Source organism: Seleniivibrio sp., assembly GCF_021209385.1.
Taxonomy (GTDB): Bacteria; Chrysiogenota; Deferribacteres; order Deferribacterales; family Geovibrionaceae; genus Seleniivibrio.
This window is the reverse complement of record NZ_JAJOIL010000038.1, coordinates 1-24428: the sequence shown is the minus strand read 5'-3', so window position 1 is coordinate 24428 and position 24428 is coordinate 1. Positions and strand designations below refer to the sequence as shown.

At 47.0% G+C, this 24428-nt stretch carries 29 protein-coding genes and 1 pseudogene; 17 read left to right on the top strand and 13 right to left on the bottom strand.

Annotated elements, in window-relative coordinates:
- Window positions 1-1405, top strand: a pseudogene (locus LRY47_RS13645) (efflux transporter outer membrane subunit).
- A 34-nt stretch (window positions 1406-1439) separates the two neighbouring features.
- Here LRY47_RS13645 and LRY47_RS13640 read toward each other — a convergent pair.
- The 5 genes from LRY47_RS13640 to LRY47_RS13620 are packed head-to-tail and all read right to left on the bottom strand — an operon-like array spanning window position 1440 to window position 4014.
- Window positions 1440-2234, bottom strand: coding sequence for a hypothetical protein (locus LRY47_RS13640; RefSeq protein ID WP_295226359.1), 795 nt, complete (start codon window positions 2232-2234; stop codon window positions 1440-1442).
- Window position 2235: 1 nt separating this feature from the next.
- A complete protein-coding gene (locus LRY47_RS13635; RefSeq protein WP_295226356.1) occupies window positions 2236-2514 on the bottom strand; it encodes a hypothetical protein in 279 nt (92 codons plus the stop codon).
- Window positions 2515-2543: 29 nt separating this feature from the next.
- Window positions 2544-3110 (bottom strand): hypothetical protein, encoded by a 567-nt coding sequence (locus LRY47_RS13630; protein ID WP_295226354.1) that lies wholly within the window; start codon window positions 3108-3110, stop codon window positions 2544-2546.
- Window positions 3103-3585, bottom strand: coding sequence for an RNA polymerase sigma factor (locus LRY47_RS13625; RefSeq protein WP_295226351.1), 483 nt, complete (start codon window positions 3583-3585; stop codon window positions 3103-3105). Before LRY47_RS13625 ends, LRY47_RS13630 begins: the two co-directional genes overlap by 8 nt.
- Before the next feature lie 45 nt (window positions 3586-3630).
- Window positions 3631-4014, bottom strand: a complete 384-nt coding sequence (locus LRY47_RS13620; RefSeq protein ID WP_295226349.1) for a hypothetical protein — start codon at window positions 4012-4014, stop codon at window positions 3631-3633.
- A gap of 254 nt (window positions 4015-4268) precedes the next feature.
- On the opposite strand from LRY47_RS13620, the gene msrB reads away from it, so the two are divergent.
- Window positions 4269-5282, top strand: coding sequence for a peptide-methionine (R)-S-oxide reductase MsrB (gene msrB / locus LRY47_RS13615; RefSeq protein WP_366043872.1), 1014 nt, complete (start codon window positions 4269-4271; stop codon window positions 5280-5282).
- A gap of 100 nt (window positions 5283-5382) precedes the next feature.
- Here the strand turns inward: msrB and LRY47_RS13610 are convergent, their stop codons facing one another.
- From LRY47_RS13610 to gspG, 8 genes are read right to left on the bottom strand one after another with little or no spacing between them, the layout of a single operon-like run.
- Window positions 5383-6123, bottom strand: a complete 741-nt coding sequence (locus LRY47_RS13610; protein WP_295226345.1) for a hypothetical protein — start codon at window positions 6121-6123, stop codon at window positions 5383-5385.
- A complete protein-coding gene (locus LRY47_RS13605) occupies window positions 6120-6575 on the bottom strand; it encodes a hypothetical protein (RefSeq protein WP_295226344.1) in 456 nt (151 codons plus the stop codon). The genes LRY47_RS13610 and LRY47_RS13605 overlap by 4 nt, the downstream gene beginning before the upstream one ends.
- Window positions 6572-7561, bottom strand: coding sequence for a hypothetical protein (locus LRY47_RS13600; protein WP_295226343.1), 990 nt, complete (start codon window positions 7559-7561; stop codon window positions 6572-6574). The genes LRY47_RS13605 and LRY47_RS13600 overlap by 4 nt, the downstream gene beginning before the upstream one ends.
- Window positions 7545-8465: a type II secretion system protein GspK gene (locus LRY47_RS13595; protein WP_295226342.1), complete on the bottom strand. Its 921-nt coding sequence runs from the start codon at window positions 8463-8465 to the stop codon at window positions 7545-7547. Before LRY47_RS13595 ends, LRY47_RS13600 begins: the two co-directional genes overlap by 17 nt.
- A 2-nt stretch (window positions 8466-8467) precedes the next feature.
- The gene (locus LRY47_RS13590; protein WP_295226340.1) at window positions 8468-9097 is read right to left on the bottom strand and encodes a prepilin-type N-terminal cleavage/methylation domain-containing protein; all 630 of its coding nucleotides are present in this window, start codon (window positions 9095-9097) and stop codon (window positions 8468-8470) included.
- Window positions 9084-9422 carry a prepilin-type N-terminal cleavage/methylation domain-containing protein gene (locus LRY47_RS13585; RefSeq protein ID WP_295226338.1) on the bottom strand — a complete coding sequence of 113 codons (339 nt, stop codon included), beginning with the start codon at window positions 9420-9422 and terminating at the stop codon, window positions 9084-9086. Before LRY47_RS13585 ends, LRY47_RS13590 begins: the two co-directional genes overlap by 14 nt.
- On the bottom strand, window positions 9419-9844 hold the full coding sequence (locus LRY47_RS13580; protein ID WP_295226336.1) for a type II secretion system protein: 426 nt from the start codon (window positions 9842-9844) through the stop codon (window positions 9419-9421). The genes LRY47_RS13585 and LRY47_RS13580 overlap by 4 nt, the downstream gene beginning before the upstream one ends.
- Window positions 9828-10262 carry a type II secretion system major pseudopilin GspG gene (gene gspG, locus LRY47_RS13575; RefSeq protein WP_295226334.1) on the bottom strand — a complete coding sequence of 145 codons (435 nt, stop codon included), beginning with the start codon at window positions 10260-10262 and terminating at the stop codon, window positions 9828-9830. The genes LRY47_RS13580 and gspG overlap by 17 nt, the downstream gene beginning before the upstream one ends.
- A 240-nt stretch (window positions 10263-10502) precedes the next feature.
- Between gspG and mrtJ the strand changes: the two genes are divergently transcribed.
- The 15 genes from mrtJ to rseP all read left to right on the top strand — a co-directional run bounded on the left by mrtJ (window position 10503) and on the right by rseP (window position 24364).
- Window positions 10503-10796, top strand: a complete 294-nt coding sequence (gene mrtJ, locus LRY47_RS13570; protein ID WP_295226332.1) for a JDVT-CTERM system glutamic-type intramembrane protease — start codon at window positions 10503-10505, stop codon at window positions 10794-10796.
- A gap of 29 nt (window positions 10797-10825) precedes the next feature.
- Complete coding sequence (locus LRY47_RS13565) at window positions 10826-11683, top strand: hypothetical protein (protein ID WP_295226330.1); 858 nt, start codon at window positions 10826-10828, stop codon at window positions 11681-11683.
- Complete coding sequence (gene gspD / locus LRY47_RS13560) at window positions 11680-13521, top strand: type II secretion system secretin GspD (protein WP_295226328.1); 1842 nt, start codon at window positions 11680-11682, stop codon at window positions 13519-13521. Before LRY47_RS13565 ends, gspD begins: the two co-directional genes overlap by 4 nt.
- Complete coding sequence (locus LRY47_RS13555; protein ID WP_295226327.1) at window positions 13521-14966, top strand: GspE/PulE family protein; 1446 nt, start codon at window positions 13521-13523, stop codon at window positions 14964-14966. The genes gspD and LRY47_RS13555 overlap by 1 nt, the downstream gene beginning before the upstream one ends.
- Entirely contained in the window at window positions 14966-16153 is a 1188-nt protein-coding gene (locus LRY47_RS13550) for a type II secretion system F family protein (protein WP_295226325.1), read from the top strand. Before LRY47_RS13555 ends, LRY47_RS13550 begins: the two co-directional genes overlap by 1 nt.
- Before the next feature lie 53 nt (window positions 16154-16206).
- A complete protein-coding gene (locus LRY47_RS13545) occupies window positions 16207-16440 on the top strand; it encodes a type II toxin-antitoxin system prevent-host-death family antitoxin (protein ID WP_295226323.1) in 234 nt (77 codons plus the stop codon).
- A complete protein-coding gene (locus tag LRY47_RS13540; protein ID WP_295226321.1) occupies window positions 16437-16715 on the top strand; it encodes a plasmid stabilization protein in 279 nt (92 codons plus the stop codon). The genes LRY47_RS13545 and LRY47_RS13540 overlap by 4 nt, the downstream gene beginning before the upstream one ends.
- 111 nt (window positions 16716-16826) lie before the next feature.
- Window positions 16827-18629 (top strand): translation elongation factor 4, encoded by a 1803-nt coding sequence (lepA, locus tag LRY47_RS13535; RefSeq protein WP_295226319.1) that lies wholly within the window; start codon window positions 16827-16829, stop codon window positions 18627-18629.
- A complete protein-coding gene (lepB, locus tag LRY47_RS13530) occupies window positions 18626-19300 on the top strand; it encodes a signal peptidase I (RefSeq protein WP_295226317.1) in 675 nt (224 codons plus the stop codon). Before lepA ends, lepB begins: the two co-directional genes overlap by 4 nt.
- A gap of 76 nt (window positions 19301-19376) precedes the next feature.
- Complete coding sequence (gene pyrH, locus LRY47_RS13525) at window positions 19377-20090, top strand: UMP kinase (protein ID WP_295226315.1); 714 nt, start codon at window positions 19377-19379, stop codon at window positions 20088-20090.
- Between the two features lie 4 nt (window positions 20091-20094).
- Window positions 20095-20652, top strand: coding sequence for a ribosome recycling factor (frr, locus tag LRY47_RS13520; RefSeq protein WP_295226313.1), 558 nt, complete (start codon window positions 20095-20097; stop codon window positions 20650-20652).
- Window positions 20652-21377, top strand: coding sequence for an isoprenyl transferase (locus LRY47_RS13515; protein WP_295226311.1), 726 nt, complete (start codon window positions 20652-20654; stop codon window positions 21375-21377). The genes frr and LRY47_RS13515 overlap by 1 nt, the downstream gene beginning before the upstream one ends.
- On the top strand, window positions 21378-22178 hold the full coding sequence (locus LRY47_RS13510; RefSeq protein ID WP_295226309.1) for a phosphatidate cytidylyltransferase: 801 nt from the start codon (window positions 21378-21380) through the stop codon (window positions 22176-22178).
- A 3-nt stretch (window positions 22179-22181) separates the two neighbouring features.
- Window positions 22182-23309, top strand: coding sequence for a 1-deoxy-D-xylulose-5-phosphate reductoisomerase (dxr, locus tag LRY47_RS13505; RefSeq protein WP_295226307.1), 1128 nt, complete (start codon window positions 22182-22184; stop codon window positions 23307-23309).
- The gene (gene rseP / locus LRY47_RS13500; protein WP_295226305.1) at window positions 23309-24364 is read left to right on the top strand and encodes an RIP metalloprotease RseP; all 1056 of its coding nucleotides are present in this window, start codon (window positions 23309-23311) and stop codon (window positions 24362-24364) included. The genes dxr and rseP overlap by 1 nt, the downstream gene beginning before the upstream one ends.
- The last annotated feature ends 64 nt before the right edge of the window (window positions 24365-24428 follow it).

Genomic DNA, 24428 nt, shown 5'->3' with positions numbered 1-24428 from the left:
ATGAAAGCAATATACAGAAGATCAATCCTTGCGTGTATGATAGCCTTCAGTCTGGTCGGGTGTGCAACTATGGCACCGGAATACCGCCGTCCGGAATCTCCGGTTCCCGCTTCGTTCAATAACGAAAAAGCGGACAAGGGAACTGTTTCCGTTAATGAAATGGGCTGGCGTGATGTTTTTGCAGATAAAAAACTACAGTCAACAATAGAGCTTGCCCTTGAAAATAACAGGGATTTACGCACTGCTGTGCTGAATATTGAAAAGGCGAGGGCGACTTACCGCATACAGGAAGCCGATCTGTTTCCGAGCATTGACGCGAGCGTTTCAAACAGTGCGGCACGCAGCCTGACAGGTTCGGGAAATTCAACCTCGGTCAGCCGATCCGCAGAGGCGTCGGTTGGATTCAGTAGCTGGGAACTGGATCTGTTCGGAAAAGTCAGAAGCCTCAAAAACGAAGCCCTTGAAAGCTACTTCGCCACATCGGAGACCCAGAGAAGCACCAGAATAAGCCTTATTGCCGAGGTCGCTTCGGACTGGCTTGCATACGGCGCTTACCAGCAGCAGTTGAATCTTGCGAAAAAGACTCTGGAAAGCAGAGAGAAAACCCTGTCCCTTACGAACGCCAAAAAGGAGTACGGGCTTGTTTCCTCACTCGATCTTGCCCAGATACAGGCAACCGTTGACAGTGCAAGGGTTGATGTAGCGAATTACAGCGTTCTTCTTGAGCAGTCCCTTAACGCGCTCAATCTGGTTGTCGGCACTGCCGTTTCCAAAGAACTTCTGCCGGATTCGGTTGAAAGCCCGTCAGACGTAACCTTGGCGGCTGTGCCTGCTGACATGCCTTCTGAGATTCTTCTTAAACGACCTGACGTTCTGTCGGCTGAACATACTCTAAAGGCGGCAAATGCGGATATCGGTGCAGCCCGTGCGGCATTCTTTCCGTCAATCTCGCTGACGGCTTCAGCAGGAATCGCCAGTTCATCGCTGACAAACCTTTTCAGTTCAGGATCAGAGGTCTGGTCTTTCGTGCCGTCAGTTTCGGTGCCGATCTTCAATGCCGGGTCGTTGAAAGCCTCTCTGGACGTAGCTGAAATATCGAAGAAAATAGAGGTTGCAGATTATGAAAAGACCATACAGACCGCTTTCAGTGAGGTTGCAGATGCTCTTTCTTTCCGCAGACATATAGGCGAGCAGATGGACGCGCAGCAAAGTCTGGTGAAATCCTATGAAAAAAGCTACACCCTGTCGGAAGCACGCTACCGCAATGGCGTTGACAGCTATCTGGAGACCCTTGACAGTCAGCGGTCACTTTACAGCGCTCAACAAACTTTGATCTCACTCCGGCTGAGTGAAAAAAAACAACCGGGTTGAACTGTTCAAGGTATTGGGAGGAAATGAAGAATAACTCCCTTTTATATATACGCGGAGGATTGCGCACCTCAGTGCTGTCCTCCGTGTCCACCGCCACCGCCATGTCCGCCGCCGCCTGAACCGCCGCCTGTTCCGCTTCCGCCGGAGCTATGTCCGCCGCTTCCGCTGTGTCCTCCTGAACCCATTGAAGATGCAGAATTTCCGTGTTCAATACTGTCACACATGGATTCCGCCATACTCTGGGCGTTGTTCCCCGCATTTTTCATGAAATGATGTCTGTATTCGGTTATCTGTTCCGCAGACAGATTGTTCAGAGATTCGTCGGCTATGCTCGCCGCTGTTGTTTCTTTTACCCCGTAGCGGAGCATATCCCTGTAGAATGCCATCACTGCTACAGTGTACTGTTCTTTTTCCTTCTGCATTGCGGAGAGGCGTTTAGCTGTTTTTATCATAGATGCTTCGTTTGCACCTGCCGCCAGAGCGTCCGCGGCTATGTCTGCCGTGTTTTCCGCCTGTTTGCCCTTTAATCCGACCTGTTTAGCAACTGCGTATGCCGTTTCATAGCGCGCTCTTACTTTAAGCGCGGCGTTTGCAACCGCCTGCTGTTGAACGCGTTTTGCTATTCCCTCAAGCACCTTTTCGCTGACTCTTGTTGCGGACATGCCTATCTGCACGCTCAGTGCGTTCTCAATGGCGGAAATGCTTTCCTGAGAATATTTCGCCTCTCTGGTGCGTTCCGTAAGCTTTGCCGTCAGCGTCTTTTCCGCACCGTTCTTCTCGGCAGTGCGCCCAAGGTCATCGTATATATCGGCAAACGCCGTTGCGGCTGTCAGCATCATGATGCATATTGCCAGAAACTTCATTTCAATCCTCCTGATAAACACAGACGGTTCCGCCGAAATCGTCCTGCTGTTTCATTTCGCAGTCAGGGACGTAGATTTCGCCGTCTTTTTCGAGGTAATAGGTGAATTCGCCGTTTTTAGGCACTGTCACCGTCCATTTTTTGCCGTCTTTAACGGCTTCGTTCTTTGTGAACCCGTCTGAAGACGAGTAGAACGCTACGCTGTTCGCGTCTTTTACACGGAAATATCCCTTCATTACAGAGCCTTCCGTTTTAAATTCGGCCGCTGCGCAGCCTGTCATAAAGATAACGAGCAGAATCGTGAAATATTTCAGATATCGCTCCCTATGGTTATTACGGAGTTTTCTCCGCCGAAATCGTCAACCTGTTTCGCAGGTGAAGCAGGGTCGGCTATTTTTATTTTTCCGTCAAGTATGTATGTGTAAGTATATTCGCCCTTTTCCAGAGGAACGCTGACCTGCCAGTATCCGTTGCCCACCGGACGCATGTCTATACTCTGCCAGTCGGAGAAACTTCCGGCAAGGGCAACATGCTGCGCTTCGGGAACGTGTATGACAAATCTGTATCTGTCGGTCGGCTGCTGTGCTGCCTCCGGCGTAAACATGAAAACTTTGAAAGCAACCAGAAGTGACGCTGCCAGCGCTGTGAATGACATAACCGACGCCGGTGTGAGGATGCGTCCGCGTTTTGGCTTTATCTCAGGAACAGGGGGCGCATCAGGTATCATGCCCGCCATGAGAAGCTCACTGTCCAGCATAGAGAGTGTTTCGGCGCAGAAAGCATCGTCAATATTTATCTCTTTGACAAATTCAGCCTTTTCTTCAAGGCTCAGTTCGTTGTCGATATACTGGCTTATAAGTAAATCTCTGTCATCCATCGGAAACCTCCAGTAAGGAACGCAGGCGTTGTCTTGCTCTGTGTACCCTGACCTTAACATTGGCAACGGATATCCCCGCCGCCTTTGCTATCTCATCGTATTTCAGTCCTTCCCCTCCTGCCATTGCAAGGAGTTCCCGTTCTTCCTGCGGAAGACTGTTCATGGCAGTTTTAAGCCTGTTCTGTGCCTGTCGGCACATCACAATGCTTTCGGGGCTTTGTTCATCAGTCGGTTCAAACCCTTCCGGCATTTCGGAAAACCTGTGTCTGCGTCTGCCGTCAAGAAAAATGCTCTTTGCCACTGTGAAAAGCAGTGCCGGATTTTGCTGATCAGGATAGGACTGCGCATATCTGATAAACGTGTCCTGAAAGACGTCCTCCGCTTCGTGGGTGTCTCCGGAAAGTCTTACCAGATAGGCAAAAAGCTTTTGCCTGTTCTGTTCAAAAAAAGCCGTCAGTGCTGTGTTGTGTTTCATATGCTTATTATAGCGGGGGCGGAAGCCCCCGCCAAATGTTTCTCACTACATTGAGAAAGAAGGATCAGTTTCTGTTGTTGTTTCGTCAGTGGTGTCGTCGTCTGTGGCGGGGTGGTTTATGTCATGGTTGTACATACTGCCGAGACCCGTTCCGTCCATGGAGTGTGTGCCTGTGCCGTCGCCATGTCCGCCAGATGAAGAGCTGCCTCCAGATGAAGGAGAGCCGCCGCCTGAAGATGAGCCACCGGAGGAGGAACCACCGGAGGAGGAACCACCTGATGAAGAGCCTCCTGATGAAGAGCCTCCTGATGAAGAAGAACCGCCGTGTCCGTTTCCGCCGCCATGTCCGCCCATGCCGCCTCTAGCGAGTGCCTGTCCCGCTGCCAGAACCATCATAGCCACTGTTAAAACTGCAATAATTTTTCTCATTGTATGTCTCCTTGTATCTATAGGGTGTTTGTACTTTCATAACGGACGGGGAGAACAAAGGTTACAGATAATTTGAGAAAAATGTGGAAATATTCATTTTATTTTTACAAGGTACGCTCAAACAAAAAGAAAATTGATCTCAATATTATGTTTTTCATAGGATAAAAAACTATAGGACTTTTTTGCGTCAAAGCTATCTTAGTTCATATGAGGTGTCTATGAGATATTCAAAATATATAATACCGATGCTTATGATGTTCTGTGTTGCACCCTCGGCAAACGCGGCGAAGTATGAAACTGCGATATTTGCAGGAGGCTGTTTCTGGTGTATGGAGCCTCCTTTTTCGTTTCTGGACGGAGTTAAGGACGTTTCCGCAGGATATACCGGAGGCAAAACTGAAAACCCGACATATGAGCAGGTTTCGTCAGGTAAAACAGGGCATTACGAAGCTGTGCGCGTAATTTACGACCCTGCGAAGGTAAAATATGAACGGCTTCTTGAGATATTCTGGAAGAATATTGACCCGACAGACGACGGCGGACAGTTTGCCGACCGCGGCACCCAGTATCTCACGGCAGTGTTCTACACAACCCCTCAGCAAAAGGCTGTGGCTGAAAAGTCAAAGGATGCGCTCGGAAAATCGGGCAAGTTCAAATCACCCATTGCGACCGCAATTCTTCCCGCTAAAAAATTCTATGTTGCAGAAAACTATCATCAGGATTATTTCCGCACCAACAAGGATCATTATGACAGATATAAAGTCGGCTCCGGCAGAGCGGGATACATAGAGCGCACATGGGGAAAAGAGGAGAAGAAAGTGAATAAGAAATATAACAAACCGGCGGAAAGCGAACTTAAGAAAAAGCTTACTCCCCTTCAATACAGCGTTACTCAGCAGGAAGGGACAGAACGCCCGTTCAACAATGAATACTGGGACAACCATAAAGACGGTATCTATGTTGATATAGCCACAGGTGAACCGCTTTTCAGCTCAAGGGACAAGTTTGATTCCGGCACAGGATGGCCGAGCTTCACAAAACCCATTGATAAAAGCATGGTTACTGAAAAGAGTGACTTTAAACTGTTTTCAAAACGTACGGAAGTGCGCAGCAAATACGGCGATTCTCACCTTGGGCATGTTTTTGAAGACGGTCCGAAAGATAAGGGCGGTATGCGCTACTGCATAAACTCTGCGGCTCTGCGCTTCATACCGAAAGAAAACCTGGAAAAGGAAGGTTACGGGGAATACCTCCAACTGTTTAAATGAGATTGAATTAAATACAGGTTTCAGGATGAACCCCGCTTGCGTGGACACGGAAGGCTTTTGGTCAGTTCGGTTTGTAAATATTGATGGATGGAGAAAAAACTTACTCGTCATCCTCAGGTGCTGAATCACCTGCGCCGCCCAGCATTGGGTGCAGATTGTCTACATCTCCCCTGATGGAGATAGTCTGTTTTTGCCCTGCAAGCTTTATGGTACCTTGGAGATCCACGTTTGAATTAACTATGTTCAGTTTGTTCAGCCTGACTCTGCCCTGCATATTAAGCTCTGTTTTGTCGTCTGAACGTAACTTATTTATGGTTATTATCTTGCCTTTTGCCTCAATGTCGGTTGTGATGTTTTCAAAAGGCATCTCGCCCAGAGGCGTTTTAAGAAGCATTTTGTCAACGTTTGCTGTGATCTGCGATACGTCCGTTTTGGTATCTATTTTGCCCTTAAGGTTAACATTTCCTTTCAGAGAGACGGGTTCTTTTATGAAGTCCAGAGCCGCGCCGCTGGTCGTAACGTCAAATTCCATGTCCGAATCGGATATCTTCGCCTTGGCGTTATAGATGCCTTTCACGTCAATGCTCATATGTTTCGTCAGAAGCGTCAGCGGTGTGTGGTGAAACGTAAAATCACCTATTTCCTTGTCATTTATAGAAACGCCAGTAAGCTCTGTTGAAAATATGCCTGATGACATGCCTTCATATTTCATACGTAGTCCCATGTTTTTGGCAGATTGCGCCGCCATGGTTTCTATGTATGAACCGAAAGGAAAGAATATCCACAGAGAAGCTGCGAAAACCAGTATGAATACGCCGACCGATATCAGTATTCTATTCATGATTTCTCGGCCTGTATCACCAGGTTAAGGCGTTTTTCATTATCAAATCTTTTACTTAATTTAACGCTGTTGAGCTTTATGTTCGATCTGCCTTCAAGGATACGGATGAAGCTGACAGCTTCGTCACCGGTTACGCTGTCAATACGGAAAGAGACGGATTCGCCACCCTGTACGTTTATGGGTTTCATATCGCCGAGACGGTTTGAAAGCCCCAGCGCTTCCGCACTGCTTTCAATGAAGCTCAGAAGACCTGTTTCAACCTTCGGATTCTGCACAGGCGCTCTGAGGGTCTGCATGTAGTAATCCAGAGCCTTTCCGGTTTTTTCGATTGTATCGTTATAAGCCGTGTCGGCCTTAGCCGTAGCAGAGCTGAAAGCTGTGTACGTCCAGTAGAATACGAGGAACAATATTCCGCATACCAGTGCTGTTAGTGCAAGTTTGTCTCTGTTCACTGTTGAAACCTCAATGTAAAGGCGATATCTCCGCCATCCTGTTTTTTGGTGTCGAGCAGATTGATTTCCTTACCGATCTCTTTTTTAAGCTGTTTGCGGAAATCTTCTATGAACGCGTAGTCCGAAGTTTTTCCCTCATAGACGACACTTCTGTTTTTTATGTCGATGGACGTTGCGGTTATCCTTTCAGATTGCGCACGGCTTATCTGTTCGATGACAGCAAGAGTTTGAAAAGAAGACCCGCCTCCCGCTTTTTCCGCTTTTGATTTTAACATTCCGTAGGGATTGGGTGTGTCCGCTACTTTTGCCTGCTGGTATATCCTGTTCAGCATCGCCTGCGCCCGCTGCACTTTGTTGTCGTGATATTCGTAGCGGAACCACAGACCGAGAACGAAAAGGACATAGCACAAAACAAGCACTGTCAGCGGTGTTTTATATTCGCCCAGAGTGGCATTAGGTGCTTTGACAAAAGGGACTGTCAGTGCGGATGATGACGGAACCTGTGTAGGTTTAGGCGAGTTCTGCCCCTGTTTTTCTATATGGGTTATTATGCCGTCTTCGGATTGTATGGATGTGTCGGCATAGGTGTGTACAAATGTGTCTGTCGTGCCGTAGCGAATTGCCATGGGGCTTGTTATTCTGCCCGCTCTGTTCAGAACGGACATGACCTCACTGTTCTCTGCGAGATCAGGCTTAAACATGCATATCAGGAAGTTGTCTCCCTTTTTCATGTATGCGAAGTTGGAAGTGAGTTCCGCCGGAAACTGTGAAGACAGATAGTTGCGTATGAACATATCTGTTTTTCTTTTCGGTGCCTGCGGAAATTCCATCCCTGTGTAAAAGAAGGACGTGTCGTCGATGATCAGGTTATATCCGGATTTCATCGAAAGAACGGCGGACTTTTCAACCGGAGTTTTTGCCGCGTCCGTCAGCAGAAAGAAATCGGAACCTCCCGTCAGGAGTACTGTGCTAGTAGTAGTATCCATCTAAACCTGCCATAAATCTGATGACTTTCGTGCTTGCTCCCTCTTTGCTCACCAGAGCATGGTAATAACGGGGAACATCGTTTAAGGTTATCTCAACCCTTACATAAAATAAAGTGCTTTTTACGGTTATGTACGGAAGAACTGTCAGATAAACGTCAGCAGGAACGCCGAATTCCTGCTGTATGTTTGAAACGTCCTTAATCTCGTCGGTCTTTGTATAGTCTGCGATCTGCTCTGCATAGTCTTCCAGCTCCGGAAGGAACATTTTTATGGTTTCTGCCGATGCGAAATTAAGGTTTATGGCGTTTCCGTCGTCCAGAGCCGTAAAATATTTTAAGAGTTTGTTGTAATCGTCGGGATTTTCGGTGAGTATGCGAAGCTCGTTCATAGTTTCAAGGGGCGCATTTTTTGTGTTGAATTCCATACCGGAATATTCATATCTGCCGCTTTCATTTCCGCCTACGGTTGTGTCGCTGTCAGTGTCTATATAGTCCAGTATCTCCGCGCAGTCGATGTCGGTGATGCTCTCTTCCTCTATAACATTTTCGCAGGCGGTTTTGAATCTTTCCGCGTCGTAAGACTTGCTTTCCACCATATCGTTCAGCGGTATCTTTGCGTTCACAGGGGTAACGGATATTGATATATCCCCGTAGGGTACCTCTACGAGAGGTATTATTGCCCAGTCCTCCTCGCGTGTATCGTATGAGTTGTCGTCGTCTTCCAGCACCTTCTCAACAGCGGTTACGGCAGACATCGCGTATATGTGGGACTGGTTTTCATAAAAGTCGTCGGTGACCCCTGTAAAATCCTCCATACTCTTCTCATAAATATATATTGCCACGGATGCACCGAAGGCAATGAATATAAGCACAAAAATAAGAACGGAGCCTTTGTTGTTTTTCATTTCTATTCCGCCATGTCAGAAGGAGAATCGTCTGATGTTGCTGTGGAACTGCTGCTTGTGGTTGAAGTGCTGCTCGATGCAGATTCTGCCGCTTCTGTAAGTCCTTTTGCGGTAAACCCGCAACCGGCAACAAATTCAACAGGGATATCCTTATATTTAAATGACACCTGAATGATGGTGTCCGTGTTGTCATAGTCCTCGGTGAAACGGTATCCGTTGTGGGAATAGACAGTGAAATCCGTTATCTCAGGCAGAAGTCTCAGTTCCCATGTATAGCCAAGATCGGTCTGCTCCTCTTTGCGGATAAGCCAGCCGTCGTCGTCTACATAATATGTTATATCAACGGGAAGTGCGCGGTCCAGCTTGATGCTGTTCAGACTGGTGAACTTAAGTACAGCGTTTTTACCGCCGTTGTTTATTGACAGGGAGTTCTGATAAAGCTGGAGCAGATCCGGTTTGAAAAGTCTTCTGGCGGACATCAGAAGGGTGTTTACCCTGTTGCTCTTTTCAATCGCCTCTTTTGAATTTATAACGGAATTGAACAGAGAATAGACCCCCATCACAACAAATGCGGAGATGAGGAGGGCGATCAGCATCTCTATCAGGGTGAAGCCTTTATTATTGCGCTTCATAGTAGTAATACACCGATTTTGCGTCCTTTGCCTCGCAGGTGAGTTTTATCTCGTCCACACCGGAGTAAAGAGCCGCTCCCGATTCAACGGTAAATTTGATTTTTGTTCCGTCGGGCATGGCTTTAGTTTCGTTAAAATTCCTGCCCGGATAGTTGAGCTGTTCCAGCACGCGCAGATAGCCTGCTTCGTTCACATATGCCTTGCGAACGGAATATTCCGAAGCGTTAAGGGATACGAAGGTCAGTCTGTAAATGCCGAGCATGCTTAAGGAGAGAATTGCAAGCGCTATGAGTATCTCAATCAGAGTGAAACCTCTGCTGTTCATTTAATCACCGCCGTGGCTATCATGGGATAGGATTCCACAATCTTGCCGTCTGACATGTCAATTTCAAAATCGTCAAAGATGCCGTCGGGATAGAAATATATATTGTATTCGATACCGTTGACATTTTTGTCGTTGACCTTCACCTTGTCAACTTTACCCAAAGGAATGGTCACAGAGGTACCGTCGGACAGAACAAGGCTGTCGGTGCCGAGCGTTCCTTTTATGAACACCTGTCGGTTAAGATCTTTTGCAGCCTTTAACTGTGATTTTATGATGTCGTTGAAAAAGGATTCGTCCCCGCCGCTTTTCACGGTTCTGTCAGCCAGTGACGGCGACAGGGAGACGAACCCGAGACCTATAATAACCATTACAACCAGAAGCTCCACAAGGGTGAAGCCGCGGGTGTTATTCTTCAGTGTCATTAAAGCTCTTTATATCCGCACTGACGCCTTCGCCGCCCTCTTTCCTGTCGGCTCCGTAGCTGACTATCTCATAGTCGCGGTCATTGTCGCCGGGGCTTGTGTACACATAGTCGCCACCCCACGGGTCTTTGGGGAGTTCGTCAAGGTATCCGCCTTTTTTGAAATTTGTGGGAACGGGATCAATGGTGGTTTCTTTTACAAGAGCCTCAAGCCCCTGTTCAGTGGTAGGGTAGATACTGTTTTCCAGTTTATACATCTTAAGAGCTGATTCGATAGCTTTTATGTCCAGTTTAGCCCTCGTAACTCTGGCTTCGTCGGGTTTGTCGATTATCTTGGGAACCAGAAGCGTACCGAGAATACCGAGGATGACAAGCACCACAAGTATCTCGATGATGGTAAAGCCCTTGTTGTTTCTCATTCTACACCTCAATCAAAACTGTTTTTATTGCCGCAGTTATTATATTTGACAAACCGCCCATATTCAATAGATGATTTGTCATGACATATATTAATGACGGCGGGGCGAACTTGAACCAATCATCAGTAAGCCCTGTGCTAAAGACAGATATAAAGCTGCTTTTGTTTTTTATTTTTTTGGGTTTTTTGTGGATAGGGCTGCGGTCTTTTAAACGGAAGGGTCGTTATTCCTTCGCTGTATATGTTAATCGTTTTTTTTTATCTGGCACCTGTTGCCGAAGAATTTTTCTTCCGCGGATTTTTACATAACTGGCTGAAAAAGAGAATAACTTCAATGTACTTAGGTGTTTCCGGAGCAAACCTTGTGACATCTCTGTTGTTTGCCGGTGTTCATATGGTGGGCTGGGGAGCTGAACACGGGCTTATGGTTTTGGCACCATCGCTCTTAATAGGTATTTTATATGACAGAACGGGAAGAGTTTCCTTTGCAATCTTTCTTCATAGTATATATAATCTCAATGCAGCGGTTGTCTGACACCTGACCTATGCGGAAAAAGCGGAATGATGAAAATAAATTATAACTATCTTATCTATCCTGTTGCGGCAGGAGTGTTTATTGCCTGGTCTGTGACAGGTTTTTTACAGTACCGCACCACTGCCAACGTTTCACTTGGTGCAGAGGGCAGAGGCGCGCGTCTTAATGTCAGCAACGAGCCTGATACCGAATTTATCCTTCAGAAAAACATTTTTAAAGCGGAAATAGCGTCTGTTAAAGGCACTCTGGATGCTGTCGGCTTCGAGCCTTCGGTGAACCCTGACGGCGCACCCGCTCAGGATACAAACGCTTTCAAACTGGTCGGTGTTCTTAAAGGAACAGGAGAGTCCTTCGCCATCCTTAAAAAACCGGACGGCAAAAACCTTGTTCTCAGGCAGGGATTTGAAAAAGAGGGAATCCTTCTTGTTTCGGCAGGAGAGACCGAGGTCGAACTTGAACAGAACGGAAAACGCTTTAAGCTTACACTTGATATAAAAGACCCTATGGCGGGGCAGAATCAGGATAAATCTTCATCTGCTTCAACTGCATCCGTTCCGGACGGAGTGGACAGAAGAAGCATACCCAGAAAAACTGTCATTGAAAAGCTGTCCAATATAAATTCAGTTATGAAATCGGTTGCCATAAACCCATACGATCGCGGGGGAAAATTTGTCGGATACCGTCTTTCCAGAATCAGACCGGATTCCGCTCTGGTACAGATGGGACTCATATCCGGTGATGTCATTATCCGCCTTAACGGAAAAGATCTTAAGAACCCCACCGTATTTTTTGATACCCTTTCAAACGCAGAGAATCTGAGCGCGCTTACGCTTGACATAGAAAGAGCCCAGCAGAAAAAGACCATATATGTGGAGATAAAAGGATGAACCTGATCAGAAAGTTTGTACTGATAATACTGCTTTTTGCCGTCGGATCGGCAAACGCAGGCTTCAATGTTAATTTCAGCGATATGGAGCTTACGGATTTCGTTACGTTCGTTTCAGAATTCACCAAAAAGAATTTTGTATACGATAAGACCGCTCTTAAAGGCAAGGTCAGTATTGATTCCGCCACGCAGGTACGTTCATCCGATATCATAGATATATTTGCCTCCACGCTGCGCGCAAACGGATTTGAACTTGTGGACAGAGGAAACTACTATGAGATAGTCAAGCAGGCTGATTTCATGGATGCCGATGATTCCACCGGAACAGGCGAAGCGAACGCCCTCATCACCACCGTTATCCACCCAAAAAATTTCGATGCAAGGGTTCTTGCAAACGCACTGAACAAGATGAAGTCGAAGGGCGGATATGCCGAGGTTATTAAAAGTATAAACGCAATCGTTGTTAGAGACCGCGTATCGAGAATAGTCAAGATACGCTCATTCATAGACAAACTCGACCAGCGCGCGGAAAACTTCACTGTCCGCGCCATACCGATACATAACGCTTCTGCTTCCAACGTTGCGGACAAAATGACAAAACTATTCGCAGACATGGAGAAGAAGAGCCTTATAGCAACCGATCCGGTTATAGTCGCCGACGATTATGCCAATATTATACTTGTTGCGTCTCTGGACAACGATTTTGAAAGGATAAACACTATCGTCGCCCAGCTTGACACGCAGAAACCGGGCAGCTTTAACGCTCCCAGAGTGTTCTATCTGAAAAACGCAAACGCTGAGGACGTGGATAAGGTTCTTAACACCCTGACAGGTACTCTTGCTCAGACTACAACAGGAGCAGACGGAGCTAAAAAAACCGAAAAAGTTAAATCATCCGTGACATTTGACGCCGCGACAAACTCAATAGTTGTTTTCGGGGATCAGGAACTTTACGGCAAGATAGATGATCTTATAAAGAAACTGGATGTTCCCAGACGTCAGGTCTATGTTGAGGCGCTTATCCTTGAAACCACACTGGACAACGGTAACCAGTTCGGCGTTGAGTGGCAGGGTTCGGTCGGTAACGGAAACACAGCAGGAACCATCGGTTTTGTCGGCGAGAACAATTCTCTTATGGGACTTGCAAACGGAGACACAACGTCACTCAGTACAGGATTTAACCTTGGTGTTCTCGGTGACACCATTACATATCAGGGTTTGAATTTCCCGACCATTGGTATGCTTATTAACTTTATAGAAACCGCAAGCGGTATAAACATCCTTTCAAACCCGCAGATACTCACTCTGGACAACGAAGAGGCTGAAGTTTTCGTGGGTGAAAACAGACCCTTCCTTACCAGCACAAAATACGACTCGAACAACAACCCCGTTCAGTCATATGAATACAACGATGTGGGCGTTAAGCTGAAAATAGTTCCTCAGATAACATCCGACGATTCGGTTACTCTTAAGATAGAGCAGGAAGTTAAGAAGGTTGCGGAAGGCTCTGCGAGTTCAACTTCTCCTATTACCCTTACCAGAAACACTAAAACAAGGGTTAAGCTGAAAGACGGTTCAATGGTCGTGATTTCGGGCTTGCTTAAAGACGACAGCGACAGAAGTGATTCCGCTATTCCAGGACTTTCAAGACTGCCTGTTATCGGCTGGCTGTTCAAAAACAGATCTACCAACTATGAAAAAACCAATATGATGGTCTTTATTTCGGCTCACATAATTAAAACTCATGAAGATGCAGCCAAGCTGACTGAAAGCAAGCATCAGGAATCAATGGATTTCAAAAAACAGATTGATGAAAAGATGAGAAAAGAGTTCAAGTAATGGATTACGCTAAACTGGTTGAACTTTATCTGAAATATCCGGATCGTGCGGACTTTGCGCCGGAAAGGATAGGAGACGATGCCGTTATGCTTTACAGCAGTGCGGCGGGTCTTGCTAAGGCAAGACATCTTCTTTTTGCCTCCGGAGAGAAGCTGGAAACGGAAGAAGCTGATAAACAGAGAATTCTGTCTATCCTTGAAGCTCTGGAATCCTCCCGCTCTGACGAATTTCAGGGTGATATTCAGGATATCGAAGGGGCGGACGACATACTTGCCGCTTCATACGATGACGCGCCTATTATCAGGCTTGTGAACAGCACAGTCATCAAAGCTGTTAAGTCAGGCGCCAGTGATATCCACTTTGAAGGACTTACGGGCAGATTTGCCGTGCGTTTCCGTATCGACGGAAAACTGGCTACTATCAGGGAATTCCCCAAAAGTTTGCAGGAATCGGTTATTGCGCGTATAAAAGTCATGTCCGACCTTGACGTTGCAGAGACCAGAAAAGCGCAGGACGGACGTATCAACATCCGCATCGGTAACCGCGACGTGGATATAAGGGTTTCAACCGTTCCGTCAGTTACAGGCGAAAAAGCGGTTCTGAGAATACTTGAAAAATCGAAAACGATGGTAACTCTGGAAAAAACGGGTATGCCGGAAAGTATGCTTCCCGATTTCAGAAAAGCTATAAAACGTCCCAACGGTATCATACTTGTTACAGGTCCCACAGGTTCAGGTAAGACCACGACCCTTTACTCGGCGCTTTCCGAGATGATAAGCGACGATACAAACATAATGACGATTGAGGATCCGGTGGAATACCACATGGAGAAGATAACTCAGGTTCAGGTGAACCGCACGGTGGATATCACATTTGCATCCGCAGTGCGTGCCTTCCTCAGACAGGATCCGGATGTCATTCTTATCGGTGAGATCAGGGACAAGGAGACAGCTTCCGCCGCCGTTCAGGCAGCACTGACAGGTCACCTTGTGCTTTCAACTTTGCACACCAACAACGCCCCTACAGCTGTTGCAAGGATGCTGGATATGGACGTTGAGCCTTTCCTGCTGTCCTCTGCGCTGGTTACTGTAATAGGTCAGCGTCTGGTCAGAAAGCTCTGCCCCCATTGTAAGAAAGAGGTTGAGCCTGAAAAATACGTTAAAGAATTCTTTGAACCGGCAGGCAAGCTGCCCAAACATATATATGAACCCGTTGGCTGTGACGAATGTATGCATACAGGATTCGCAGGCAGGGTAGGTGTATTTGAAATGGTCACCATTACCGACGGCATCCGCAGGCTGATAAACGCCAAGGCGGACGCTTCGGAGATAGCCAAAGAGGCGGCAAAGAGCGGATACAAACCGTTCGTGTTCCACGGACACGACCTTGTTTCCGAAGGCATCACCTGTGCGGGTGAGATAGTTGCCGTTATAGGTGCCAAGTAATGCCTGTTTTTTCTTACGAGGGCATCGACAAACAGGGAAAAAAGGTCAAAGGACGTGTTGAAGCATCGGGTAAGAATACAGCTCTGTCAAAACTCATGGCAGACGGGCTCCTGATATCCGGCATAAAGGACGCGACCGATAAGCCTTCCAGATTCTCCTTCTCTTTCAGAAAAAAACCGCTGGCGGACGTGTTCTTCCAGCTCTCCATACTTCTTTCAAGCGGCATACAGCTTACGAAAGCCCTGTCTGTAACCGCTCTGTCCGTTCATGACAAGAAGACCAAGGATGCGCTCACTGACATGTGCGAAAAGGTATCAGGCGGTAAGAAATTCTCCGACGCCATGGATGCGCATAAAAAACTTTTCGGCGAGCTTTACGTTCACCTTATCAGAACCTCTGAAAAAGTGGGCAGGCTGTCCACTGTTCTCATGGATATTTCAAAGTTTGAAGAGGACAGGAAGAAAGCGGGCGAAAAGCTTACCGGCGCTATGATCTACCCCACAGTGGTTCTTACCATGGGGCTGGGTGTTGTGGGTTTCATGCTTGCGTTCGTTGTCCCGAAACTTCAAAGCATATTTGAAAGCGCAGGGGCGGATATCCCGGCTTCCACAAAATTTCTGCTGTTCATGTCCAATCTTTTACAGCATTACGGGCTTCTCTTGTTCCTGTTCATAATGGTATGCGTGTCTGTATTCACAAGATACTACGCGATAAAGGGAAAATTCCGTATGTACATAGATCAGCGGCTTTACAGGCTGAGCATTGTAAAAGACGCTACAGCTTCAAGACTTTCCCACGTTCTCAGCTTCCAGCTCCGCGAGGGTCTTCCCCTTGTTGAGGCACTTAGAAACACTGCCCCCGGTATCGCGAATATCTATGTCGGTCAGGCTGTTATGGATATCGCGGAAAGTGTTGCCGCAGGTAAGAAATTTTCCGACAGCGTAAGCCAGAGCGGACTTTTCACGGAACTTTTTGTTGCCGCCGCCGCCACAGGCGAACGGAGCGGTAACCTGCCGGATCTGCTTGAGCGTGTTAACGTATATTACAGCAGAAAAACCGAGCAGTTTACGGCAAAATTCGTCTCCATTATAGAGCCTGTGTTCATTATGTTCATCGGTCTCATCGTCGGTTTTATCGTTATCTCTATCATGGAACCTCTGTTCTCCGTCAACTCACTTGTGAAATAACACTATTGACAGTATGATTAAAAGTACTATTAATAGTATTGTTGAGGTGAATTATGTCAAAAGTTACGGCAAATGATATTAAAACCAAAGGTGTCGGTGTTTTAGAGGACGAAACAATCATCAGTGTTCGCGGTAAGGATGAGTTTGTTGTTTTATCTATGGAACATTACAACAGACTGAGAGAGCTTGAGCTCGATTATGCTATAGCACAGGTTGAGGATGATATCAAAAACGGAAGGTACCATCTCGGTACTCCCGAAGAACACTTAAAGCGTATCTCGGAATGATATACAAAATATTTTATTCGGATGAATACGAAAAGAAAGCGTCAAAGTTCATTAAAAAACATCCTGAACTGCGTGAGCAATATTTAAAAACTTTGAAACTGCTTTCGCTTGATCCATATTATAATTCTCTACGTCTGCATAAACTGAAAGTTGGTAAGAGAGAACTGTATTCAGTCAGTATCAATATACAGTACAGAATAACAATGGAATTTTACGTTTCTGAATACGAAATCGTTCTTATTGATGTCAGTACGCACGATTCCGTTTATCGTTAAATCATAGCGTATTATTTTTTTGCTTGTCTTTTATACGGGGGATAAGGTATTTTTAACCCGTATGTTTTCAAACGGCGGCAATGACCGCACCGCAGCTTTTCAAGAGGTTACATGGGAAACGAAAATATCAGAAATTTCAGTATCATAGCACACATTGACCACGGTAAGTCCACCATTGCCGACAGGCTGATCGAATTTACTGCCGCAGTGGACAAACGCCAGATGCGCGATCAGATACTGGACAGTATGGACATAGAAAGAGAGAGAGGCATCACTGTCAAAGCGCAGACCATACGCCTGAATTATAAGGCGGACGACGGTAATAACTATGTGCTGAACCTTATAGATACGCCAGGTCACGTTGACTTCACTTATGAAGTTTCAAGAAGCCTTGCCGCATGCGAAGGCGCGCTTCTTGTGGTTGACGCTGCGCAGGGTGTTGAGGCGCAGACTATTGCAAACGCTTATATGGCTGTTGATCAGGAGCTTGACCTTGTTCCGGTTCTGAATAAAATTGATCTCCCCAGCGCCGAACCTGACAAGGTAAAGGCTGAGATAGAGGATATCATCGGTATAGACGCCACCGAAGCTGTGCTTGCCAGCGCCAAAGAGAACATCGGGACGAAAGAGATACTCGAAGCTATCGTCAAAAGGATACCGGCACCTGTGGGCGACGTTGCTAAACCGCTCAAGGCAATGATAGTTGATTCATGGTACGATTCTTACCTCGGTGTTGTGGTTCTTCTTCGCGTCATAGACGGCGAATTGCGCGCAGGGGACAAGATACAGTTTATGTCGAACAAAGCGGAGCGCATTGTTGATGCTGTCGGCTATTTCACTCCGAAACCGACGAAAAATGACGTTATCCGCGCGGGAGAGGTGGGTTTTATGACCGCCTCCATCAAGGATATCCGCGAAATAGATATAGGCGATACCGTTACTAACCCCAGAAAACCTACCCAGACACCTTTCCCCGGATTTAAAAAAGTTAAGCCGGTGGTGTTCTGCGGTATGTATCCGGTTGACTCGGCAGATTATGAAGACCTCCGCGATGCTCTGGAAAAACTGTCTCTGAACGACAGTTCCATAACCTATGAGGCGGAATCTTCCGCGGCTCTCGGTTTCGGATACCGCATCGGTTTCCTCGGTCTTCTGCATATGGAGATCATACAGGAACGTCTTGAGCGTGAGTTCGATCTTGATCTCGTAAGTACAGCACCTACAGTGGTTTATCGCATCACTAAACGAAATGGTGAAGTGATAGAGATCGACAACCCCGCAGGTATGCCTGACCCCACAGAGATAGAGATGATAGAGGAACCTGTCATCGCGGCAACAGTGATCCTTCCGGAAGAATACATAGGCGGCGTAATACAGCTGCTGATATCCAGACGGGGTATGCAGAACAATATTAAGTTCATCAGCAAGACCAGAGCTATTCTTGAATACACTCTGCCGCTGGCGGAAGTGGTGATGGATTTCTATGACAAGCTGAAATCCGTTTCCAGAGGCTATGCGTCTTTCGACTATGAAGTGGCTGGCTATGCCAGAGGCGATCTTGTCAAACTCGATATTCTTCTGAACAAAGACAAGGTTGATGCGCTCTCAATTATAGTGCATAAAGATCAGGCTTTTTATAAAGGACGCGATCTGGCGGACAAACTTAAAGACGTTATCCACAGGCAGATGTTCGACATCGCCATTCAGGCGGCGGTGGGCAACAAGATACTTGCGAGGACAACCGTTAAGGCATTCCGCAAGAACGTTACGGCAAAATGTTACGGCGGCGATATAACGCGAAAAAGAAAACTGCTGGAGAAACAGAAAGCAGGTAAAAAACGCATGAAGAGTGTGGGCAACGTGGAGATTCCGCAGGAAGCCTTCCTCGCAGTGCTTAAACTAGGTGACAAATGAGCAAGAACGACATAAACGATGTAAAAAATTCCGCAGAAGAGGCAAAAGCGCCACAGGCTAAAAAAGATACTTTCTTTGATTCCCTTGTGGTGGCGGTTGTCATTGCTATGGTTATAAAGGGACTTCTGCTCCAGACATACCAGATACCTTCCGAATCCATGGTGGGGACGCTTCTTAAAGGCGATTTCATCCTGCTGAACAGGCTGTCTTATCTGGGTTCGGGACCTGATCGCGGGGATGTGGTTGTTTTCGAGTACCCTCTTGATCCGTCAAAGGATTTCATAAAAAGGGTTATAGGCACCCCGGGTGACAAAATTGAACTTAAAGATAAGACAATATACGTTAACGGAGTTGCGCAGCCTGAGGCATACAAACAGGTGAACGGCATGATGTCAATGCCTGGTGAGCTTTCTTCAAAGGATAACTTCCCGCAGTTCACAGTGCCTGCCGGCAAGTATTTCATGATGGGCGACAACAGGGACAACAGCTACGACAGCCGCTTCTGGGGCTTTGTTGATAAAAAGGCGATAAAAGGCAGAGCTGTGCTTATCTACTGGTCGCTTAAAACGCCGGAATACAATTCCGCATGGTCGAAATTCCCTCTCAGTGTGTTCAGGTTTTTGAATCCGGCATACGACAGGTTTGAGAGATTTTTTAAACCTATCAGATAGAGAAACGGCAATACAGGAATTGATTAAACTGTTATAATATGTAATAATTAAAGAATTCAGAACAAGGTGAAAAACCGTGCAAGTTAAATACAATACTATTCTTTTAAAACTTAGCGGCGAGGCTCTCATGGGTGACGGAGAGTACGGCATAGATTTCAAAACCGCTAATTTCATCGTGAACGAAATCAAAGAAGTTGCTGATATGGGCGTCAATATTGGCGTTGTTGTCGGCGGCGGGAACATTTTCAGAGGAATTCAGGGAACAGCCCGAAACATGGACAGGGTTACGGCAGACTACATGGGTATGCTGGCAACCGTTATCAACTCTCTCGCGCTTCAGGACGGACTTGAAAAGGTCGGCGTACCCACAAGGGTGCAGACGGCGATTGAAATGCGCCAGATAGCCGAGCCCTTCATCAGAAGACGCGCAATGCGTCACCTTGAAAAGAGCAGAGTGGTAATCTTTGCGGCGGGTACCGGAAACCCATATTTCACAACTGACACTGCGGCAACTCTCAGAGGAACCGAAATTAATGCGCAGGTCATTCTTAAGGCAACAAAGGTTGACGGTGTTTACACCGCAGACCCCAAAAAGGATAAAAACGCAGTCAAATTTGAAAGCATCCAGTACCTCGATGTCCTCAACAAAGGGCTTCAGGTAATGGATTCAACAGCGATAACAATGTGTATGGACAATAAAATACCGATAATAGTTTTCGACATCTACGGCAAAGGCAACATGAAAAAGGTTGTCATGGGCGAGAAGATCGGAACAATCGTGGAGGGATAATTTAATGGGCGCAGCAGTTGTTAAAGATATGAAAGACAAGATGGATAAAACAATCCAGCACTATAAAGACGAGCTTAAGACCATCCGTACGGGAAGAGCTTCAATTTCAATGTTCGACAACATCAAAGTTGACTACTACGGTTCTCCCACACCCCTTTCCGGCGTTGCCACACTTAGCTCACCGGAACCCAGACTTATAACAGTCTCTCCCTGGGACACTTCAATGATCAGCCCTATTGAAAAGGCTATCCAGAACGCCAACATGGGCTTTAATCCGTCAAACGACGGCAAAATAATCCGCATCCCCGTTCCCCAGCTTACCGAAGAACGCAGAAAAGACCTTGTTAAGCACGTTAAGAAAATGGCTGAGGACACTAAAGTTGCTGTTCGCAACCTGAGACGCGATGCAAACGAAAGAATTAAAAAAATGGAAAAAGATAAAGAAGTATCAGAAGACGACGGAAAAAAATTCATCGAGCAGATTCAGGTTGCTACAGATGATTTCATAAAGAAAGTTGATGTTATAACAGGCGAGAAAGAAAAAGAGATCATGGAGATCTAGTGGCTGATATCATCATACCGAGACACCTCGCCATCATTATGGACGGAAACGGACGCTGGGCAAAGTCCAGAGGTCTGCCAAGAATTTTCGGACATAAGCGGGGAGCCGAGGTTGTCACAGAGATTGTAAGGTATTGTTCGGATATTGGCGTTTCATATCTCACTCTTTACACATTTTCCATGGAGAACTGGCTGCGACCCAAAGAGGAAGTGGGCTTTCTCATGGATCTTCTGCAAAAGTATCTGGAAAAGGAACTGGACAAGATGCAGGAGAACAACATAAAGATAGTTTTCTCCGGCAGGCTTGACCTCCTTCCTCCGAAAACAAGGGAGATAACCCAGAGCGCCGAATCCATCCTTGCTGAAAACACGGGGATGGTGCTTAACATTGCCCTCAGCTACGGCGGACGCAACGAACTTGTGGATGCGGCTAAGAAAATGGCGCAGATGGTTGCGGAAGGAAAGATAAAAACCGAAGACATCACACAGGAGCTTATGGCATCCTGTCTTTATAATGCGGATATACCGGACGTTGACCTTGTTATCCGCACCAGCGGGGAGAAGCGCATAAGCAACTTTATGCTTTGGCGCGCGGCATACAGCGAATTTTTCTTTACGGAATGTCTGTGGCCGGATTTTGACAGAGCCGAACTTGACCGCGCAATCGCCGATTTTTCCGGCAGGGTGAGACGGTTCGGAATGACAGACGAACAGGTGGGTAATTAGGTGAGCGACAGACAAAAAAGAATACTGACTTCACTGGTTGCCATACCGCCTATAATCGCTTTCATCTATCAGTTTGACAATATTGTCTTCTTTCTGGCTGTGCTGGTGATCATACTGCTTTCCACACGCGAATTTATTGATATTCTTGAAGCCGGCGGCGTTAAGGTCATGAGCCTTCCTGCGTACATAGGCGCGGTTTCACTGCCCTACGGCATATATACTGCGGACGTTCGTTTCTTCTCCGGCGCACTGCTGGTGACTGTGCTTCTTGCCATGACCGTAAAGCTGTTTTCCGAGGACGCACTCAAGGACACCTTCGACAGCGTCGGCGGGACGCTTACGTCTGTTCTCTATGCACCACTTATGTTTTCATTCATAATATTACTGAGAAAGATGGACGCCCACGGCGCATATATCTTTTTTCTGATAGTTCTTATATGGATGAGCGACACCAGCGCGTATTTTGTAGGGTGCAGGTTCGGAAGACGCAAACTTTATGAGAAGATAAGCCCTAAAAAGAGCATCGAAGGCGTTATAGCTGCATATATCGGCGGCGTGGCGGTCGGCGTTGCATACAGCTGGCTTCTGCTGGATTTCAAACCCATCCACGGTATAATCATCAGCATACTGGTGGTGACGGCTGGAATAGTGGGCGATTTGGCGGAATCCATGTTCAAACGCAAGGCGAACGTTAAAGATTCCGGCAGTCTCATACCAGGTCACGGCGGCATACTGGACAGGGTGGATTCACTTCTGTTCGGCGCTCCCGTTCTTTATCTTTATCTTATATATCTAGTGTAATCCATGAAAAGAATCGGCATCATCGGCTCCACAGGCTCCATCGGCAGACAGGCTCTTGATGTTATCAGCCGCAATCCCGATAAATTTGAAGTTGTTTTCATAAGCTGTAATGGCAATCTGGAACTGCTGAAACAGCAAGGCGCGCAGTGCGGCGCAAGATATCTCTGTTCCACAGGACTTGCGGGGGAGGGTATTCTCTCCGGTGAATGTGAAATCTTAAAGATTCTGGACAACGAAAAGATAGATATGGTTCTTCTGGCGGCTGTAGGTGCTGCCGGAACCGTGTATGCATACGAAACGGTAAAAAGGGGTATAACACTTGCCCTTGCAAATAAAGAATCAATTGTTGCGTCAGGACGTATTCTGTTCGATGCGGCAAAGCGCACAGGCGCAAAGATATTGCCTGTGGATTCGGAACACTCCGCAATCTTTCAGTGCCTTCATGGGCAGGACAAGCGGTTTCTTGACAAAGTGACCTTAACTGCAAGCGGCGGAGCATTCCGTAACACGCCTGCGGACGCTCTGGAATATGTAACGCTGGAGCAGGCGCTCAGACATCCAAACTGGTCAATGGGGAGCAAGATAACCGTGGACAGCGCCACGATGATGAACAAAGGACTTGAACTTATTGAGGCGAGATACCTCTTTGATATAGAACCTTCCATGCTGAGCGTTGTGATACATCCGCAGTCGGTTGTACACTCTTTCGTATCATTTAAGGACGGAAGCCTTATCGCCCAGATGGGAGAGCCGGACATGCGCACGCCCATAGCCTATGCAATGGCTTATCCCGAAAGGATGGAATCGGGCGTTCGGCCGATAGATCTGGCAAAAGTGGGCAGTCTGACCTTTTTCGAGCCGGATATGAAAAAATATCCGTGTCTCGGCATAGCCGTTGAGGTATTGAAAAAGGACAGCAACGCACCTATGATAGTAATGAATGCGGCTAACGAAGTCGCAGTGGCCGAGTTCATCGGCGGACAGATAGAATACAGGGATATCGCAGGTGTAATATCCGCAGTTCTTGACGTTTGCGCGCCGTCCGAACCGGAGGAAATTGCTGACGTGCTCTCTGCCGACGCAATGGCAAGGGAGGCGTCCGAAAAGGTAATAAAGAGGTTTTATAGGTAATGGGTATAATTTCCGCTGTCATCCTTCTGGGTGTTCTCATCTTCATACACGAGCTTGGACACTTCCTCCTTGCAAAATACACAGGCGTACTTGTTGAGCGCTTTTCCATAGGTTTCGGACCCGTGCTTTTCAAATGGCAGAAGGGCGAGACAGAGTATGCGCTTTCGGCGATACCTCTCGGCGGATATGTAAAGATGTACGGCGAACAGCCCGACTCCGAAGTTGACGAGGACAAGGCAGACAGAGCTTTTAACAATAAAAGCATCTTTCAGAGGTTCCTCATTGTCTTCGCGGGACCTTTCTTTAACTTCATACTGGCAATAGTCATATACGCAGCGATATTCATGCACGGCACGCCCCGATTTCTTACAGAGGTGGGCGGCGTGACGGAAGGTTCTGCGGCGGCTCAGGCGGGTCTTGCAAAGGGCGACATGATCATATCCGTTGACGGAGTGAGCATGAAGTTCTGGGACGACATGAGCGAATATATACAGGGCAAGGGCGGCAAGCCCGTTGTCCTCGGCATAGACAGGGGCGGACGTACCTTTGAGGTCACAGTGACCCCGCAGACAGTAACAGATAAGAATATCTTCGGTGAAGCTGTTAAGGTCGGACGCATGGGCGTGATGCGCGGAGAGAAGAACGAGAAGGTCAGCCTTGCGTTTCCTCAGGCGGTTTCGCAAGGGGTAAAGCAGACGTATAACGTAAGTGTGCTAATGGTCACAGGCGTGGTCAAACTCTTCCAGAAGGTAGTTCCTGCTGATTCCCTTGGCGGTCCCATAATGATCGTTCAGCTTGCGAAGGAATCGGCTGAAACAGGCGCGGTGGCATTTTTCGGGTTCATGGCGCTTATCAGTATAAACCTCGGCATACTGAATCTGCTGCCCATTCCGGTACTTGACGGCGGACACATTTTCTTTCTCATAATCGAAGCGATAACCAGACGCGCGGTGAGCATCCGCGTGCGTGAAATAGCCAACCTTGCAGGTATGGCGCTTCTCATGTTTGTAATGTTCTTTGCATTTTATAACGACATAATGCGTCTCTTCAAATGATTTTGCTCCCTCCTTTATAAAAGGAGGGTCGGGGTGGATTTTTGTTAATGTAATCCTATCCCTT